The 16,110-nt window shown below is 72.4% G+C and carries 13 protein-coding genes and 1 tRNA gene; 10 read left to right on the top strand and 4 right to left on the bottom strand.

All coding sequences use genetic code 11. The features are described 5' to 3' along the window. Positions 1–33: 33 nt before the first annotated feature. A tRNA-Leu gene (locus ACIBL4_RS03570) sits at positions 34–118 on the top strand. 103 nt (positions 119–221) lie between these two features. On the opposite strand, the gene ACIBL4_RS03565 is transcribed toward ACIBL4_RS03570, so the two are convergent. After that, entirely contained in the window at positions 222–2,018 is a 1,797-nt protein-coding gene (locus ACIBL4_RS03565) for a sigma-54-dependent Fis family transcriptional regulator (protein ID WP_399406079.1), read from the bottom strand. 152 nt (positions 2,019–2,170) lie between these two features. Here ACIBL4_RS03565 and ACIBL4_RS03560 point away from each other — a divergent pair, with 152 nt between their 5' ends. The 7 genes from ACIBL4_RS03560 to ACIBL4_RS03530 all read left to right on the top strand — a co-directional run bounded on the left by ACIBL4_RS03560 (position 2,171) and on the right by ACIBL4_RS03530 (position 11,583). Next, complete coding sequence (locus tag ACIBL4_RS03560; protein ID WP_399406077.1) at positions 2,171–3,943, top strand: FAD-dependent oxidoreductase; 1,773 nt, start codon at positions 2,171–2,173, stop codon at positions 3,941–3,943. 78 nt (positions 3,944–4,021) lie between these two features. Next, positions 4,022–4,891 (top strand): intradiol ring-cleavage dioxygenase, encoded by an 870-nt coding sequence (locus ACIBL4_RS03555; protein ID WP_399406074.1) that lies wholly within the window; start codon positions 4,022–4,024, stop codon positions 4,889–4,891. Further along, positions 4,888–6,030 carry a maleylacetate reductase gene (locus ACIBL4_RS03550; RefSeq protein ID WP_399406072.1) on the top strand — a complete coding sequence of 381 codons (1,143 nt, stop codon included), beginning with the start codon at positions 4,888–4,890 and terminating at the stop codon, positions 6,028–6,030. The genes ACIBL4_RS03555 and ACIBL4_RS03550 overlap by 4 nt, the downstream gene beginning before the upstream one ends. 9 nt (positions 6,031–6,039) lie before the next feature. Further along, positions 6,040–6,882: an SDR family oxidoreductase gene (locus tag ACIBL4_RS03545; protein ID WP_399406070.1), complete on the top strand. Its 843-nt coding sequence runs from the start codon at positions 6,040–6,042 to the stop codon at positions 6,880–6,882. 138 nt (positions 6,883–7,020) lie between these two features. Continuing rightward, positions 7,021–7,935 carry a YceI family protein gene (locus tag ACIBL4_RS03540; RefSeq protein ID WP_399406068.1) on the top strand — a complete coding sequence of 305 codons (915 nt, stop codon included), beginning with the start codon at positions 7,021–7,023 and terminating at the stop codon, positions 7,933–7,935. A 533-nt stretch (positions 7,936–8,468) separates the two neighbouring features. Further along, entirely contained in the window at positions 8,469–10,511 is a 2,043-nt protein-coding gene (fusA, locus tag ACIBL4_RS03535; RefSeq protein ID WP_399406066.1) for an elongation factor G, read from the top strand. Positions 10,512–10,719: 208 nt separating this feature from the next. Next, positions 10,720–11,583: an alpha/beta fold hydrolase gene (locus ACIBL4_RS03530; RefSeq protein ID WP_399406064.1), complete on the top strand. Its 864-nt coding sequence runs from the start codon at positions 10,720–10,722 to the stop codon at positions 11,581–11,583. A gap of 124 nt (positions 11,584–11,707) precedes the next feature. Here ACIBL4_RS03530 and ACIBL4_RS03525 read toward each other — a convergent pair whose 3' ends face one another. Then, positions 11,708–12,325, bottom strand: coding sequence for an HD domain-containing protein (locus ACIBL4_RS03525; protein WP_399406062.1), 618 nt, complete (start codon positions 12,323–12,325; stop codon positions 11,708–11,710). A 171-nt stretch (positions 12,326–12,496) separates the two neighbouring features. On the opposite strand from ACIBL4_RS03525, the gene ACIBL4_RS03520 reads away from it, so the two are divergent. Next, positions 12,497–13,039 carry a hypothetical protein gene (locus tag ACIBL4_RS03520; RefSeq protein WP_399406560.1) on the top strand — a complete coding sequence of 181 codons (543 nt, stop codon included), beginning with the start codon at positions 12,497–12,499 and terminating at the stop codon, positions 13,037–13,039. A 13-nt stretch (positions 13,040–13,052) separates the two neighbouring features. On the opposite strand, the gene ACIBL4_RS03515 is transcribed toward ACIBL4_RS03520, so the two are convergent. Continuing rightward, positions 13,053–13,445 (bottom strand): SCO5389 family protein, encoded by a 393-nt coding sequence (locus ACIBL4_RS03515; protein WP_399406059.1) that lies wholly within the window; start codon positions 13,443–13,445, stop codon positions 13,053–13,055. Positions 13,446–13,467: 22 nt separating this feature from the next. Then, entirely contained in the window at positions 13,468–14,427 is a 960-nt protein-coding gene (locus ACIBL4_RS03510; RefSeq protein ID WP_399406057.1) for an ATP-binding protein, read from the bottom strand. A 151-nt stretch (positions 14,428–14,578) separates the two neighbouring features. Between ACIBL4_RS03510 and ACIBL4_RS03505 the strand changes: the two genes are divergently transcribed. Then, on the top strand, positions 14,579–16,093 hold the full coding sequence (locus tag ACIBL4_RS03505) for an ABC transporter substrate-binding protein (protein ID WP_399406055.1): 1,515 nt from the start codon (positions 14,579–14,581) through the stop codon (positions 16,091–16,093). Positions 16,094–16,110: the final 17 nt, after the last annotated feature.

The following is a 16,110-nucleotide window of genomic DNA, read 5'->3' as shown; positions in this document are numbered from 1 at the left end:
CGGGCAGAGCCCTGGCAAGGCGGCAGACACCTGGTCCGGGTGGCGGAATGGCAGACGCGCTAGCTTGAGGTGCTAGTGCCCTTTATCGGGCGTGGGGGTTCAAGTCCCCCCTCGGACACTTGCTTCGGCGTATGAGAGGTGCCGACCGGTTCTGGTCGGCACCTTTTCTGTGTCCTCTTCTGTGTCCGGCGACGCTGGCAGGGCGTCGCGGAACCGCGCCCTCAGACCCGGTAGCCCCGCAGCTTGCGATACAGCGTCGCCCTTCCTATCCCCAGCGCCGCCGCCGCGCGTGCCTTGTTGCCGCCGTGCAGGCGCAGGGCCTCCAGGATCGCGGCGCGCTCGGCGTGCTCCATCGGGCTGAGAGGCCGCGCGGCCGGGCCTTCCCGCACGGCGTCCGGCAGCTCCGCCCGGCGGACCGGCCCCGACATCCGGCGGTGTTCCGCCAGGGCCCGGACGACATGGGCCAGCTCGGTGACGTTCCCGGGCCACGGGTAGCGATCCAGCGCGCGCAGGGCGTCCAGCGTCCAGGTCAGCGGCGGCTGCCCGGCGGCCGGCCGTGGCGCCAGGGCGGGCAGCAACTCCCGTATGTCCTCGGTGCGTTCCCGCAGCGGGGGCAGGGTCACCGAGCGGGCGGACAGTTTGTCCAGCAGGCGCTGGAGGCAGGGGCCGGGCGGCGCGCCGGGCGTGTAGGTGACCAGCAGCCGGGTGGCCGGGTGGGTATCGAGCAGGGAGTTGAGCGCGGCCACGCCGGGCTGGGTGAGGCGCTCAGCGTGCCGGAGCAGGAGCGGGCGATCGGCCGACCAGGTGGTCAGGGCCCTTTCGAGCCCGGCGTCCAGCGCCGCGTCGGCGATCTCGACGGCCGCCCGGGCCTTTGTGCCGAGCAGGTCCAGAGCCAGCGCGGACTTGCCGGTTCCGCGTTCACCGGTCAGCAGCAACGGCTCCGTCGAGCGGGCCAGTTCGACGGCACGGCCGACGGCGTGTCGCCAGGGCAGCGACGAACCGGTGAGCGAGCAGGGAGCGTGCGCAACGGTCGGCACGGATGCCGGCTGAGACGGCGCGGGACCGGCGAGCGGCTCCAGGACGGCGACGATCCCGACGACCATGCCGTCCAGCCGTACGGGGTCGACCCGTGCGACGCATCCAGAGCCATCCGGCAGCTCGGGCGGGCCCGTTCCCTCGGACTGCCCGGCCTCACCCGCAGTATCGGTGTGTCGCGCGCTCACCGCCGTACGCTCCAGCGCTCCGAGCACCTCGGGCGTCAGCAACCGCTGCGCGGAGTCGCTGATCAGGCGGTTACGACCGTCCAGAGCGACCACGGCACGGTCCGGGCCGTCCATGACCCGGCCCGGTCCGCCCACCGCCCGCACATACGCGTCCAGCAGCACCCGCTCGGCCCGCCCCGCCCGCGCCCGCAGCTCCGTCTCCACCGCCGCGGCGGCGGCCTCGGCGAGTGCCGCGTGCGGGTGGGGCGAACGTACGGTACCCAGCCGCGACGCGAGCGACGCGACGGTCAGCGTGCCGACGAGCCGGCCGCCCTCCGGGGCGAGCACCGGAACGCTCACGGCGGACACGTCCTGCCACCGGTCGAGGAAGTGCTCCGGCCCGTGCACCTCGGCCCGGCGCCGGGTGCGCAGGGCGACAGCCGCACTGTTGTTGCCGACCTCCTGCTCCGACAGGACGGGGCATGGATCGAGCCCGGGTACGCTCCCCGCGCTCCACAGCACCCGCAGCCGCTCGTCGGTCAGGAGGAGCAGGGACCGGTCAGTGTCCAGGGCCGGGGCGATCCGGTCGAGCACCGGCCGGGCGGCACCGAGCAGCGCCGAGTCCACCGGCCGGGACGGGGCGACGGCCGGTTCCTTCAAGTCGTGCGGCACACCGAAGAACCGTGCCCGCCGCCATGCCGCGACGACCTCCTCCGGAACACCGCCGGGCAGCGGGCCGCCCGACAGGAAGCGCTCGCGGGCGAGACGCAGCGAGGGGCGGGCGGTGGCTGCGGCGGAAGGCTCGGTCGTGGTCACGGCATGCAACACCGTAGCGGGTTCGGTTGAACGGGCAACAACGGGCCCGACGGCAGCAGCTGCGGTGCCCGGCGCCCCCTCGCGGACCCGCCGGGTGTCTCGTAATGAGACACCCGCGACCGGCCGAACCGCTCCATGATCATGGACGCTCGATGTCCGCCCCCGTCCCCCTTGCAGGAGCGCCCGTGCCCACCACCGTCGAGACCGACGTCCTGATCGTGGGCAGCGGCCCCGCCGGGGCCTCCGCCGCGCTCGCCCTGAGCACCTACGGCGTGCCCAACATCGTGGTGACCCGCTACGCGAGCCTCGCCGACACGCCCCGCGCGCACATCACCAACCAGCGCACCATGGAGGTGCTGCGCGACCTCGGCGTGGAACAGGACGTCGTCGCACAGGCCACCCCGCAGCACCTGATGGGCAACACGACGTTCTGCACCAGCCTGGCGGGCGAGGAACTGGGCCGGGTGCGCTCCTGGGGCAACGACCCGATCGTCCAGGCGGAACACGAACTCGCCAGCCCCACCCGCATGTGCGACATGCCGCAGCACCTCATGGAGCCGGTCCTCGTGAACGCGGCCGTCGCCCGCGGCACCCGGCTGCGCTTCCAGACCGAGTACCTCTCCCACACCCAGGACGCCGACGGCGTCACGGCCACCGTCCGCGACCGGCTGCGCGGGGACACGTACGAGATCCGCGCCAGGTACCTGATCGGCGCCGACGGCGGACGGTCGAAGGTCGCCGCGGACGCCGGGCTGCCGATGGGCGGCCAGATGGGCGTGGCCGGCAGCATCAACATCGTCTTCGAGGCGGACCTGGCCAAGTACACCGCGCACCGTCCCTCCACGCTCTACTGGGTCCTCGCGCCCGGCGCCACGGTCGGCGGCATCGGCGCGGGCCTGGTGCGCTGCGTCCGCCCCTGGACCGAGTGGCTGATCGTGTGGGGCTACGACGTCACCGCGGGCGCCCCCGACCTCACCACCGAGTACGCCGAATCCGTCGTGCGGGGGCTCGTCGGCGACGACGACATCCCCGTGACCATCAAGTCGTCCTCCGCGTGGACCGTCAACGAGATGTACGCGGAGAACTACGCGAACGGCCGCGTCTTCTGCGCCGGCGACGCCGTGCACCGGCATCCCCCGTCCAACGGCCTCGGCTCCAACACCTCCATCCAGGACGCCTACAACCTGGCCTGGAAGCTGAAGCTCGTCCTGGACGGCACCGCCCACCCCCGGCTGCTCGACAGCTACACCGCCGAGCGCGCGCCCATCGGCCGGCAGATCGTCACCCGGGCCAACCGGTCCATCCGCGAGACCGCCCCGGTCTTCGAGGCCCTCGACGGGCTCTCCCCGCAGACCCCCGAGCAGCTGTGGGCCAACATCGCCGCCCGCAAGGACAGCACCGAGGCCGCCGCGAAACAGCGCGCCGCGCTGCGGGAGGCGATCGCCTTCAAGGCGTACGAGTTCAACGCGCACGGCGTCGACCTCAACCAGCGCTACACCTCCCGCGCGATCGTCCCGGACGGCACGCCCGACCCGGGCTTCGCCCGCGACCCCGAGCTGCACCACCAGCCGTCCTCCCGCCCCGGCGCCCGGCTCCCGCACGCCTGGATCACCTCCGGATCCCGCACGCTCTCCACCCTCGACACGGTCGGCCGGGGCCGCTTCACCCTGCTGACCGGCATCGGGGGAGAGGACTGGGTGCGGGCCGCCTCGGCTCAGGACATCCCGGTCGCCACCGTGGTGATCGGCCCCGGGCAGGAGTACGAGGACCCGTACGGCGACTGGGCGCGCCTGAGCGAGATCTCCGACGCGGGCGCCCTGCTCGTGCGCCCCGACGGGTTCGTCGCCTTCCGGCACGCGACCGCCGCACCGGACGCCGGCGAACTGCTCACGCACGCGGTGCGGACCGTCCTCGGACACGCCTGAGCGAGCAATCACCGAGGCACCGCAGCGCGCCATCATGGAAGCAAGGGCAGCAGCGAACTTCGACGACGAGGAGCCGGGATGACCACCGACGCGACCGGGACCGGCGTCACCGAACAGGCCCTCGCCAGCCTCCGGGGAACCGCCGACCCGCGGCTGCGTGAGCTGCTCACCGGCCTCGTCCGCCATCTGCACGACTTCGCGCGCGAGACCCGGCTGACCCAGGTGGAGTGGGAGCGGGCGATCGCCTTTCTGACGGCGACCGGGCAGGCCTGCACCGACACCCGGCAGGAGTTCATCCTGCTGTCGGACGTGCTCGGGCTGTCCATGCTCGTGGAGACCGTCAACGGCCACCGCGCGCCCGGCGTCACCGAGTCGACCGTGCTCGGCCCCTTCCACATGACCGAATCGCCCGTGCGCGCCCTCGGTGATGACATCGACCTCCTGGGCGGCGGCGAACCGTGCGTGGTCAGCGGCCGGGTGCGGTCCGAGGACGGCACCCCTCTGCCCGGCGCCGTCGTCGACGTGTGGCAGGCCGACGACAAGGGCTTCTACGACGTCCAGCAGCCCGGTGAACAGCCCGCCGGCAACGGACGCGGGCTGTTCACCGCCGACACCGAGGGCCGCTTCTGGTTCCGCACCTGCGTCCCGGCGCCGTACCCGATCCCCACCGACGGCCCGGTCGGTGGGCTGCTGCGCGCGACCGGGCGGCACCCCTACCGACCCGCGCACATCCACTTCATCGCCACGGCCGAGGGACACACGTCCGTCACCACGCACATCTTCGTGGCCGGCGGCGACTACCTCGACTCGGACGCGGTGTTCGCCGTGAAGGAGAGCCTGGTCCAGGACTTCGCGGAGACCGACGATCCTTCCCTGGCCCGGGAGTTCGGCGTGCCGAACCCCTTCCGCCACGCCCGCTTCGACCTCGTCCTGGAGCGTGCCGCATGACGTTCCCGAGCTTCCAGAGATTCGACAGCTCCCCGAGCTTCCAGAGCGATTTCACGTACGAGACCCGGCCCGTGCGGGTCGTCTTCCGGCCCGGCGCGGCCGTCACCGCGACCCCGGGCGAGGCCGCGCGCCTGGGCCTGCGGCGGCTCCTCGTGGTCTGCGGCAGCCGGGGCGAAGCCGTCGCCCGGGCGGTCGCGGACGCGCTCGGCGACACCTGCGTCGGGGTCCACGCCGAGGCCCGGATGCACGTCCCCGTCGAGAACGCCGACCGGGCCGTGGCAGCGGTACGGGCGGCCGGGGCGAACGGCTGCGTCGCGGTCGGCGGCGGCTCCGCGATCGGCCTCGGCAAGGCGATCGCCCTGCGCACCGGACTGCCGCTGATCGCCGTGCCCTCGACCTACTCGGGTTCCGAGATGACCCCGGTCTGGGGCCTGACCGAGCACGGCACCAAGCGCACCGGCCGCGACCCGGTCGTCCAGCCCCGCAGCGTCGTCTACGACCCCCGGCTCACCCTCTCCCTGCCCGTACCGCTGACCGTGACCAGCGGTGTCAACGCGCTCGCGCACGCCGTCGAGGCGCTGTACGCCCCGGACACCTCGCCGCTGGTCTCGGTCATGGCCGAGGAGGGCGTGCGCGCCATGGCCGAGGCGCTGCCACGCCTGGCCGCCGACCCGGAGGACCTGGACGCGCGCAGCCGGGCGCTGTACGCGGCATGGCTGTGCGGCTCGTGCCTCGGTGCGACCACGATGGGGCTGCACCACAAGCTGTGCCACGTCCTCGGCGGCACGTACGGCCTGCCCCACGCCGAGACGCACACCGTGGTCCTGCCCTACGCCCTCGCCCACAACGCCCCCGCTGCCCCGCGGGCGCTGGCCGTCCTGCGACGGGCCCTCGGCGCCGACGACCCGCCCCGCGCCCTGTGGGAACTGGCCGGGCGCCTGGGCGCACCGCGCTCCCTCGCCGAACTCGGCCTCGAGGAGGCCGACCTGACCCCGGCGGCGGCCCGGGTCGCGGGGGAGCCGTACGCCAACCCGCGCGAGGTGACGGCGGAGGGGGTGCGGGGCGTACTGCTCGCGGCGTTCGAGGGGGGCCCGCCGGACTCCGGCTTGCGGACAGAAGGTGACCGCAAGCCTTCCTAGGGTCGTGGCATGACTCAGAAGCAGAGGATTCTTGTCACCGGCGCCACGGGAACCGTCGGCCGTCAGGTCGTCGCCGAGCTGCTCGACCGGGGGCACGAGGTGCGTGCCCTGACGCGCGACGCGTCGAAGGCCGCCTTCCCGGCCGGTGTCGAGGTCGTCGAGGGCGACCTGACCGCACCGGACGGCCTGGCCCCGGCGCTGGAGGGCGTCACCGGCCTCCATCTGATCACCTTCGGCGGTGCGGCCTTCTGCCCGCTGGAGACCGGCCCCCGGATCCTGGAACTCGCCCGCTCTGCCCGGGTCCGCCGCGTCACCGTGCTGCACGGCGGCGGGCCCACCCCGCTGGAGGACGCGGTGCGTGCCGACGACGGCGTCGACTGGACCGTGCTCATGCCGGTCGAGTTCATGGCCAACGCCCTGGAGTGGGCGGACGGGATCGTGGCCTCGGGCGAGGTGCGGGAGCCGTTCGTGGACCGGCTGAGTGCCATGGTCCACGAGGGCGACATCGGCGCCGTCGCCGCGGTCGCGCTCACGGAGGAAGGACACGCGGGCCAGGAATACGTGATCACGGGCCCCGACGTGCTCACCGTCGGCGACAAGGTGGAGACGATCGCCGCCGCCGTCGGCCGGGAGATCACCCTGGTCGAGCTGACCGAGGAGCAGGCCGTCGCGCAGTGGCGGGCGGCGGGTCTCGCGGAGGACGTCATCGGCTTCCTGCTCATGGCGTACGGGGACACCCCCGAGGCGGGCCGTACCGTCTCCGGCACCGTCGAGAAGGTCACCGGCCGCCCCGCACGCCCCTTCGCCTGGTGGGCCGCCGAACACGCGGGCGTTTTCCAGGGGCAGTCCTGACTGTCTCGTATTGAGACACCCGCACCGGAGCCCGGCCCGTCAAGATCGGCAAGGGGGTGTGACCGCAGCAAGGTGCGGCCGTCGGCATGCGCTGAATCGCTGACCGTGCGGCCGCACACCCGAAGAAAGGTGACCACCATGGCCCTCGCACTGCTCCGGCGCCGGTGGCTCAAGAACACCTCCGCCGCAGCGGCGGGTCTCGCCCTCCCCCTCCCTGCGGGCGCGGGCGCCGTGGCCCGCGAGGTCGTCGACCCGATGGGCACGCCCCTGGCGGCCGCGGACGTCACCGTCACCGCCCTGGACACCCACCGCGTCGCGGCCCGCGGCACGACCGACCCGTACGGCTACTTCCTCGCGGCGCTGCCGCCCGGCCGGTACAGCCTGCTGGTCTCGGCGCAGGGCCTGCGTCCGCACCGCGAGACGATCGAGACGGGCCCGGGCGCCCCGACGGCCACCGAGCGCGTCTGGCTGCAGCCCGCCGAGGCGCTCCAGCTGCCGACGCCCGGCACCTGGCTCTTCGACCCGCCGCACACCGCGATCCGCTTCATCGCCAAGCACGTCGGCATGGCCCATGTCCACGGCCGCTTCGAACGCTTCGAGGGCGGCATCCGGATCACCCAGGACATGACCGACTCCCAGGTGCACGTCCGCATCGACGCCTCCAGCATCACCACCGGCAACACCACCCGCGACAACCACCTGCGGTCCGCCGACTTTCTGGACGTCGAACGCTTCCCGCACATCGACTTCACGAGCACCCGCTTCGCCTACCGGGGCGGCAGCAAGTGGACGCTCCAGGGCTCCCTCACGATGCACGGCGTCAGCCGCTCGGTGGCCCTGGACACGACGTACCTCGGCACCGTGAACGGCGGCTACGGCCAGGAGCTGCGCTGCGCGGCCCTGGCGACGGCGGAACTGCACCGCGAGGACTACACACTCAACTGGCGTTCCATGCTGGCCCGCGGCATCGCGGTGGTCGGCCCGACCGTCCAACTGGAGCTGGACGTCCAGGCGATGTACCGGACCCACGACACTCCTACTCCCCCGGAATAGGAGGGGGAGTCGGGCGCGCGTCGTCGTCCTCAGCCGGTGATGCGGCCGGTGAACTCCGGAAACTCGACGTCGAAGTTCTCGGGCCGGCTCCTTGCCGGAGTTCTGCAGCTTCAACGTGACTCGGAAGTCCGTGCTGCCGGGCTCCGGCGACTCCAGCAGATCCTCGTCGTAGTGCCGCCGCATGCGGTCAGGAGTCTCCCGGCCCGCCGGAAATTCGCTGGTCCCGTAAGCCCCGGGCTCCCTACACTCACGCACGTATCCGCGCCGCCCACTACCAGGCGCCGGACGCCGCCGCGACGAACGAAGGGAGACGGCCATGCGTGACCGCACCGCTGACGCCGTCTCCCTGCCTCGCTACGAGGTGATCCTCGTGTCCTCGTCGCCCCGGTGTCCGCTGCGCGGCGGCACCGGCTGACCGGACGAACGCCCGGGTCCCGTAGATCTGACGTGATGTCAGATCTACGTGCTCGCCTGCTCGTTCCGCCCGGTAATCGCGCTGCCCCTTTCCTGAACGCTTCGAAAGGCCCTGGGCCGTGCGCACCAACCACAACCCGCTCGCCGTCGTCCGCAACCTCGGCATCCTCGCCCACGTCGATGCCGGCAAGACCACCGTCACCGAACGGATCCTGTTCGCCACCGGAACCACGCACAAGCGCGGCGAGGTCCACGACGGCACGACCGTCACCGACTTCGATCCGCAGGAACGCGACCGGGGCATCACCATCTTCGCCGCGGCGGTGAGCTGCGCCTGGGACGGTCACCGGATCAACCTGATCGACACCCCGGGGCATGTCGACTTCGCCGACGAGGTGGAGCGTGCCCTGCGCGTGCTCGACGGTGCCGTGGCCGTGTTCGACGCGGTGGCCGGGGTGGAGCCGCAGAGCGAGTCGGTGTGGCGGCAGGCCGATCGGCACGGCGTACCGAGGATCGCGTTCGTCAACAAGATGGACCGTGCCGGTGCCGACCTCGACGCGGCCGTCGCGTCGATCCGGGAGCGGCTGCACCCCGCCCCGCTGGTCGTGCAGCTGCCCATCGGCTCGGAGGACGCCTTCACCGGCGTCGTCGACCTCGTACGCCTGCGCGCCCTGCGGTGGGCCGGCGGTGACGTCGTCGAGGAGACGCCGGTGCCGGACGACCTGCGGGACGAGGCCCTCGCGCGCCGCCGGGCGCTGGAAGAGGCCGTGGCGGAACTCCATCCGGGCGCCCTGGAGGAGTTCTGCGACACGGGCACGCTCGGCGCGCGGAACCTGGCCTCGGCGCTGCGGGACCTGACCCGGGACGGTGACGGCGTGGTCGTGCTGTGCGGATCCGCGTACCGCAACCGGGGTGTGGAGCCGCTGCTCGACGCGGTGGTGGACTATCTGCCGTCGCCCCTGGACGTGCCGCCGGTCCGAGGCACCCACGAGGGTGAGGAGCGGGAGCGGCCCGCCGACCCGGCGGCTCCGCCGGCCGCCCTCGCGTTCAAGGTGCAGGCCACTCCGACGGGACGGCTGACCTACCTGCGGATCTACTCCGGGACGATCGAGAAGGGAGACACGCTGTGGGACGCGAGCGCGCGGCGCACCGAGCGCATCGGCCGCATCCTGCGCGTCCGGGCCGACCGGCACGCGCCGCTGGACCGTGCGGTCGCCGGGGACATCGTCGCCGTCGTCGGGCTCAAGTCGGCCCGCGCCGGCTCGACCCTGTGCGCGCCGGACGCCCCGCTCGTGCTGGAACCGCCGGGCGTGCCCGAGCCGGTGGTGTCGGTGGCGGTCGAGTCCCGCAGGGCCGGCGACACCGACCGGCTGGCGTCCGGGCTGGCCCGGCTGACCGAGGAGGATCCCTCGCTGGTCGTGCGGACCGACCCGGAGACCGGGCAGACCGTGCTGTCGGGCATGGGTGAACTGCACCTGGAGGTGGCGGTGGAGAAGCTCCGGCGCGAGCTGGGGCTGGAGGTCAACGTCGGCCGCCCCCGGGTCAGTTACCGCGAGACCGTCGCCCGAGGCGTGTCCGGTCTGGTCTACCGGCACGTCAAACAGGACGGCGGGGCGGGGCAGTTCGCCCATGTCGTCCTCGACGTGGAGCCGTACGAGGAGGGCGGGTTCGCGTTCCGCTCGGCCGCCGTCGGCGGACGCGTGCCGCAGGAGTACGTCCGGGCGGTCGAGGCCGGCTGCCGCGACGCCCTCGCCGAGGGGCCACTCGGCGGGCATCCGGTGACCGGCCTGCGCGTCACGCTCACCGACGGGGCGACCCATGTGAAGGACTCCTCGGACACGGCGTTCCGCACGGCCGGCCGGCTCGGCCTCCGCGAGGCCCTGCGCGCCTGCGCGATGACCTTGCTGGAGCCGGTCGTCGAGGTCACGGTGACCGTGCCCGAGGACGCGGTGGGCGGCGTTCTCGGCGACCTCGCCGCCCGGCGCGGCCGTGTGACCGGCTCGGTCGCCCGCGCGGGCGCGGCGGTCGTCACGGCCACCGTGCCGCTGGCCGAACTCTTCGGTTACGCGACCCGGTTGCGCAGCCGCACCCAGGGCCGCGGCACCTTCACGGCCCGGCCCACCGGCTACGCGCCGGCGCCGGTCGCGACGCCGGCGCGGTAGCACCGAGGGCGGCGGTCCCTCCCCTGGACCGGAAGGGGAGGGACCTGTCCCTCACGGGTACGACACCACCGTCGACGGCACGGTGGACGTCCCCGAGCGGCAGGACTGCCCCTGCCTGGGCCCTCCGACCGGGTGCGGGCGCAGAAGGGCTGCCCCTGGCCCGGATATCCGGTTGCCCCGGCCTCCACCCCCTGCGAACCTCGCCCCCATGCCCACCTTCACCGCTCCCGACGGCATCACCCTCGCCTACCACGTGACGGGGGACGGACCGCCCCTGGTCTGTGTCCCCGGTGGTCCGATGCAGGACTCGGTCTACCTGGGGGACCTGGGCGGTCTGACCGCCCACCGCAGCCTGATCCGGCTGGACCTCAGGGGCACGGGCCGGTCGGCTGTGCCTCGGGACACGGGGTCGTACCGGTGCGACCGGCAGGTCGACGACATCGAGGCGCTGCGGGAAGAGCTGGGGGTGGAGCGGCTGGATCTGCTCGCGCACTGCGCCGGTGCGAATCTCGCCGCGCTGTACACGGCCCGACATCCGGACCGCGTGGACCGGCTCGCACTGATCACGCCCAGCGTGTTCGCCGTCGGCATCGGCATCACCGCCGAGGACCGCCTGGAGACGGCACGCCCGCGCCGGGACGAACCGTGGTTCGCCCCGGCGTACGCGTCCCTGGAGGCCATCACGGGCGGCCGGGCGACGGCCGTCGACTGGGACGCCGTCGCCCCGTTCTGGTACGGCCGGTGGGACGACGAGGCCCGGGCCTTCCGTGCGGCGGAGCAGCGACAGCGCAACGACGAGGCCGCCACCTTGTACGCCTCCGACGGCGCCTTCGACCCCGACGCCACCCGGACCGCCCTCGCCATGTTTTCCTCGCCCGTCCTTGTGCTGGCGGGGGAGTACGACGTGGCGGCACCTGCCCGCGTGATGAAGGAGTACGCGGGGCTGTTCCCGAGTGCCGAGCTGGTCGTGCAGAGCGGGGCGGGGCACTTTCCTTGGCGGGACGATCCGGAGCAGTTCGTGACCGCTCTGGCGGCCTTCCTGGACAAGGCCGGTGGTGTCGGCGGCCCCTGAACCCGGGCGTCGGAACGTGCCCCGGGTCCACCTGTGCGGCCAGGTACTCACCATGCGTGCGTCCGCCCAGGCCCGCGCGCTGCGCAGGACGGCCCCCGCGCCGTCGATCGGGACGGTCCGCCGGTCAGGCGGCCCCTGTAGCGGCGCCTCCCTCCGCTTCGATGCCTGGTACCGGTTCGGTGAGGTCCGGGTCGCCGAACTCCGCACGCAGGTTCCGGAAGGCGGTCACCTTGTCCTCGCCGAAGCGGCGGAGGTAGGTGGCGTACTCGTCAGGGGAAAGGAACGCCGACGGCCTGGACTTGGTGTGGAACTTGTCCGCGTACATCACCAGCCTCTCCTCCTCCGTCACCGCCAGGTAGTCGGCGGGCGGGAGGGGCAGCCCCTGGCTCACGATGCCGTGGCGCGTGAGTCCCACTCCGGTGTGGTGGGAGCAGAAGCGGCGGAGGGTTTCGGGGAAGCCCTCCGCTTCGAGGATCTCGTGGCCGAGTAGTCCGTGTCGGATGTAATTCTCGTGGTCCAGCCGTCCGTCGTTCCCGTAGAGGCGGTAGACGCCGATGTCGTGAAGGAGGCAGCCGGCGCGGACCAGTTCGGCATCGAGGTGAGCGAGGCGGGGCGAGGAGAGAAGCTGCTCGGCGACTCCCCAGACGATCTCGCAGTGCGTGTGGACGAGCGTGAACGCTTCGGTGGTGGGCGCGTGCTTCTCGTGCAGCGCTTGGATCTCTGCGGGGCTCGGAATCCTCACCGGGGGAGCGTAACAATCGCCGATCCCGCTTGGTCGGTCAGTTCCCACGCCGCATGTTTCCACGCGATCGGGTGATGCTGCAGAGAAGCGGGCACGGGCTGGCTTCGCGGGCCGTTCGAGCTGGTGACGGGGAATTCTCGTCCATTGTCAGCACGGCAGCGGGAGCACACCATGGGCCTGCACTTCCACCGCAACCCCGACGGCACGACGACCGGGCGCAACGAGGCCAACGGCTTCACCGTGACGCATGCCGAAGAAGAAGAGGTGAAGCGGCAGTTGTATGAGGATGCCGGGTGGGAGTACACGCCTCCACCGCCTCCGGTTCCGCCCGGGTTCCATCGGTTCTCTTTGGTGCACGACGAGTTCCGGGCCTCCGGGTTCGGGGACGAGAGGTATGCGGGGCTGCGGGAGCGTCCGCCGGAGGGGTGTGTGCCGGCCGACTGGGGTTGCTTCGCCCTGGAGTGCGAGCGGCCGGGGAAGACACTCATGGACGCCGTCGCCGGTACCGTCGCGGAAATCCGTCGGCAACACGGGCTGGTGATGAACAGCCTGGGTGTCGAGAAGCCCCAGGAATGGTTCGACGCGAACAACAAGAACGGATACGCGGCGAACATCGTCGCGCACTTGGTGCTGATGGCCGCTGACCGTGCCCGACTGCTCGGATACGGGCGCAAGGAAGTGGTCCGGCTACTCGATGCCACGGGGATCGAGTAGCCGGTGCGGAGCGTCAGCAGTCCCTGAACTCCGGTGACTGGTTCAGGATCTGCGAGCGGGCGGAGGTGAAGCGCGCGTACCTCTCCCCGCCCCGCGCTCCCGGGCGGAACGCCGCCACCCGGTGGCAGTTCTGGAAGGCCAGGGCGATGCCGAAGTGGCGCTCCAGGCTGGTGCGGATCGCGTCGCCGGCGAGGGCGCGCAGGAGCTGGCCGCGCTCCTGTTCCGAAGGGGGAGGGGTCTGGTTGTCGGTGAACTCGGACCGGCCGTCGTGGAGTTCGGTGGCGAGGGAGGCGATCAGGTCATAGGCGTAGGGGAGGGACGTGCGGACCGTGTCCACGAAGTCCTCCTCGCGGATGTCGCCCTGCTCGGCTTCGGCGAGGAGGTTCGGGGAGACGTCGAGGGACATAGGGGTATGTCGTCCTGTCTGGTCAGAGGGTGGGCCGGGCGCCCGGGATGTACTCCGGGTCGACCTGCGCCGCCAGGTCCTCGCCCGTGCGGGCGTCCGCCCACGCTCGGGCGTTGCGCAGGTGGAACTCGACGGCGTGGCGATGGAGCCGGTCCCAGTCGCGGGGGTGGGAGTCGACGGCCTCGCGGAGGATCGTGAGGGCGTGGCGGTTGTGGGGTTCGAGGGAGTCGAGCGCGTCCGGACCGGCCTCGACGCGGCCCTGTTCGGCCGCGCGGACCCAGGGGGAGTGGACCAGGTGGGTCAGGAGGTCGTCCCCTACCTGTTCCTTCAGGAAGAGGAGGTCCTCCTCGCCGGTCACCTTGTTGCCGATGACCGCGACGCGGATGCCGAACTGTTCCGCGTGGTCACGGTACTGGCGGTAGACGGAGACGCCCTTGCGGGTGGGTTCCGCCACCAGGAAGGTGATGTCGAAGCGGGTGAACAGGCCCGAGGCGAAGGCGTCCGCGCCCGCCGTCATGTCGACCACGACGTATTCGCCGGGGCCGTCGGCCAGGTGGCCGAGGTACAGCTCGACCGCGCCCAGCTTGGAGTGGTAGCAGGCCACACCCAGGTCGGACTCGTCGAACTCGCCCGTGACCATCAGCGGGACGCCGCCCGCCCGGCCGACGTGCCGGGCGTGCAGTTCGTCGTCGCCGAGTGGGCGCAGGAGGCGCGAGCCGCGTCCCGGAGGAGTCGTTTTGATCATCGCCTCGCGGGAGGTGATGCGGGGGTTCGTGCCGCGCAGGAAGTCCTTGATCTCGGCCAGGTGCTCGCCCAGGGGCGGTGCGGACGTCTCCTCCTCGCCGAGCGCCTCGGCCAGGTGCTGGTTGATGTCGCCGTCGATGGCGAGGACCGGGGCGCCGGAGCGAGCCAGGTGGCGTGAGAAGAGCGCCGACAGTGTGGTTTTGCCGCTGCCGCCCTTGCCGACGAACGCGACCCTCACGACCGCTCGCCCTTTTTGAAAATGGATGTCATGTGGTTAGGTTTAGGGAGTGATCGTCGCCGCTGTCAAATTGCTTACTCCATACGGGATTTACGGTGGCGTCCAACGGTGGGCCCCCAATCGGCCGCCCCCCGATCTTGATGCATATGCTGTGCAAGTGCGTAAGCTCGGCATCAAGCGTCCCTTCCGTTTCCTCACCGCCCTCGTCCTCGTCCCTGGCCTGGCCGGCTGCTTCGTCTCCCCGCCGGGGGAGTCGTCGTCGGACGGCGGACAGCCGGGCTCGCGGCTGCGCGTCGCCCTCGCCTTCCCGCCCGCCGAGAACTTCTCGCCGTACGGAGCCGACGCCACGCTCCTCAGCCGGCTCGGCGTCACCGAGGGTCTGACCGCCCTGGACGCCAACGGTGCCGCGACCCCGGCGCTCGCCGAGTCCTGGCGCCGCGAGGACGGCCGCACCTGGCGGTTCACCCTGCGCGAGGCCACCTTCCAGGACGGCACGGACGTCACCCCCTCCGCCGTGGCCGACGCGCTCACCCGCGCCACGAAGGCGAAGCCCGTGCCCGCCGCCCTCGCCGGTGTCACCCTCGACGCCGAGGCCGACGGCAGCCGCGGCATCCGGATCACCACCGGCGCGGCCGACCCCGTCCTGCCCATGCGTCTGTCCAGCCCTAGCCTGGCGATCCTCTCTCCGAAGGCGTACGCGAGGAAGGGCGCCCCCACGCCCGTCGGAACCGCCACCGGGCCCTTCGAGATCACCAAGGTCAACAGCGGCGGCTCCGCCACCCTCGACCGCTTCGACGACTACTGGGGCGGCCGCGCCCACGCCTCCGGCATCGACGCACGCTTCGTCAAGGACGGCACCGCGCGCGCCAACGCGGTGCGCACCGGCGACGTCGACATCGCCGAGGCCATCCCCGTCGCCCAGGCCGCCACCCTCGACAAGGAGACGCTGAAGGAAGCCGGCACCACCCGGACGACCAGCCTTCACCTGAACTCCAGGACCGGCCCCTTCAAGGACCCGGAGCTGCGTGCCGCCGCGCGCACGGCGGTCGACTCCTCCGCCATCGTCAAGGGCGTCTTCGAGGGGTACGCCGACCCGGGCGCGGGCGTGTACGGACCCGCCGTCACCTGGGCCGAGAGCAAGCGGGTGAAGCCGACGGGGCGCGCGGACGCCGCCCGGCCCGACGGTACGCGGATCACCCTCGCCACGTACGACAACCGGCCCGAACTCCCCGAGGTCGCCCAGGTCGTACAACAGCAGCTAGAGAAGGCCGGCTTCACGGTCGAGCTGGAAGTCCGCGAGTACTCACGGCTGGAGAGCGACGCCCTGGCCGGGAAGTTCGACGCGTTCATCGGCGCCCGCAACAGCCTGCTCGACACCGGCGACCCCGTCGGCATCCTCGCCAGTGACTACACCTGCGACGGCGGCTACAACCTGGCCCTGCTGTGTGACCAGGACGTCGACCGGGCCGTGCGGAAGGCCGACGGGACCGATGGTACGGGCGAGCGGCAGGACGCGGCCATGGCCGCCGAGGCCGCGGTCCTCGGCACGGACGCGGTCGTGCCGCTGGCCCATCAGCGGATCATCGCCGGTGTCGACCCCGAGGTCCGGGGCGTCGTCCTCGACCCGTACGAGCGGGCCCTGGTGGGAGCCGGGACGCGTCGCTGACCGTCTGCCGCCGAGGG

This window comes from Streptomyces sp. NPDC050416 (assembly GCF_044458845.1).
Lineage (GTDB): Bacteria > Actinomycetota > Actinomycetes > Streptomycetales > Streptomycetaceae > Streptomyces.
This window is presented reverse-complemented; position numbering and strand designations above follow the sequence as displayed.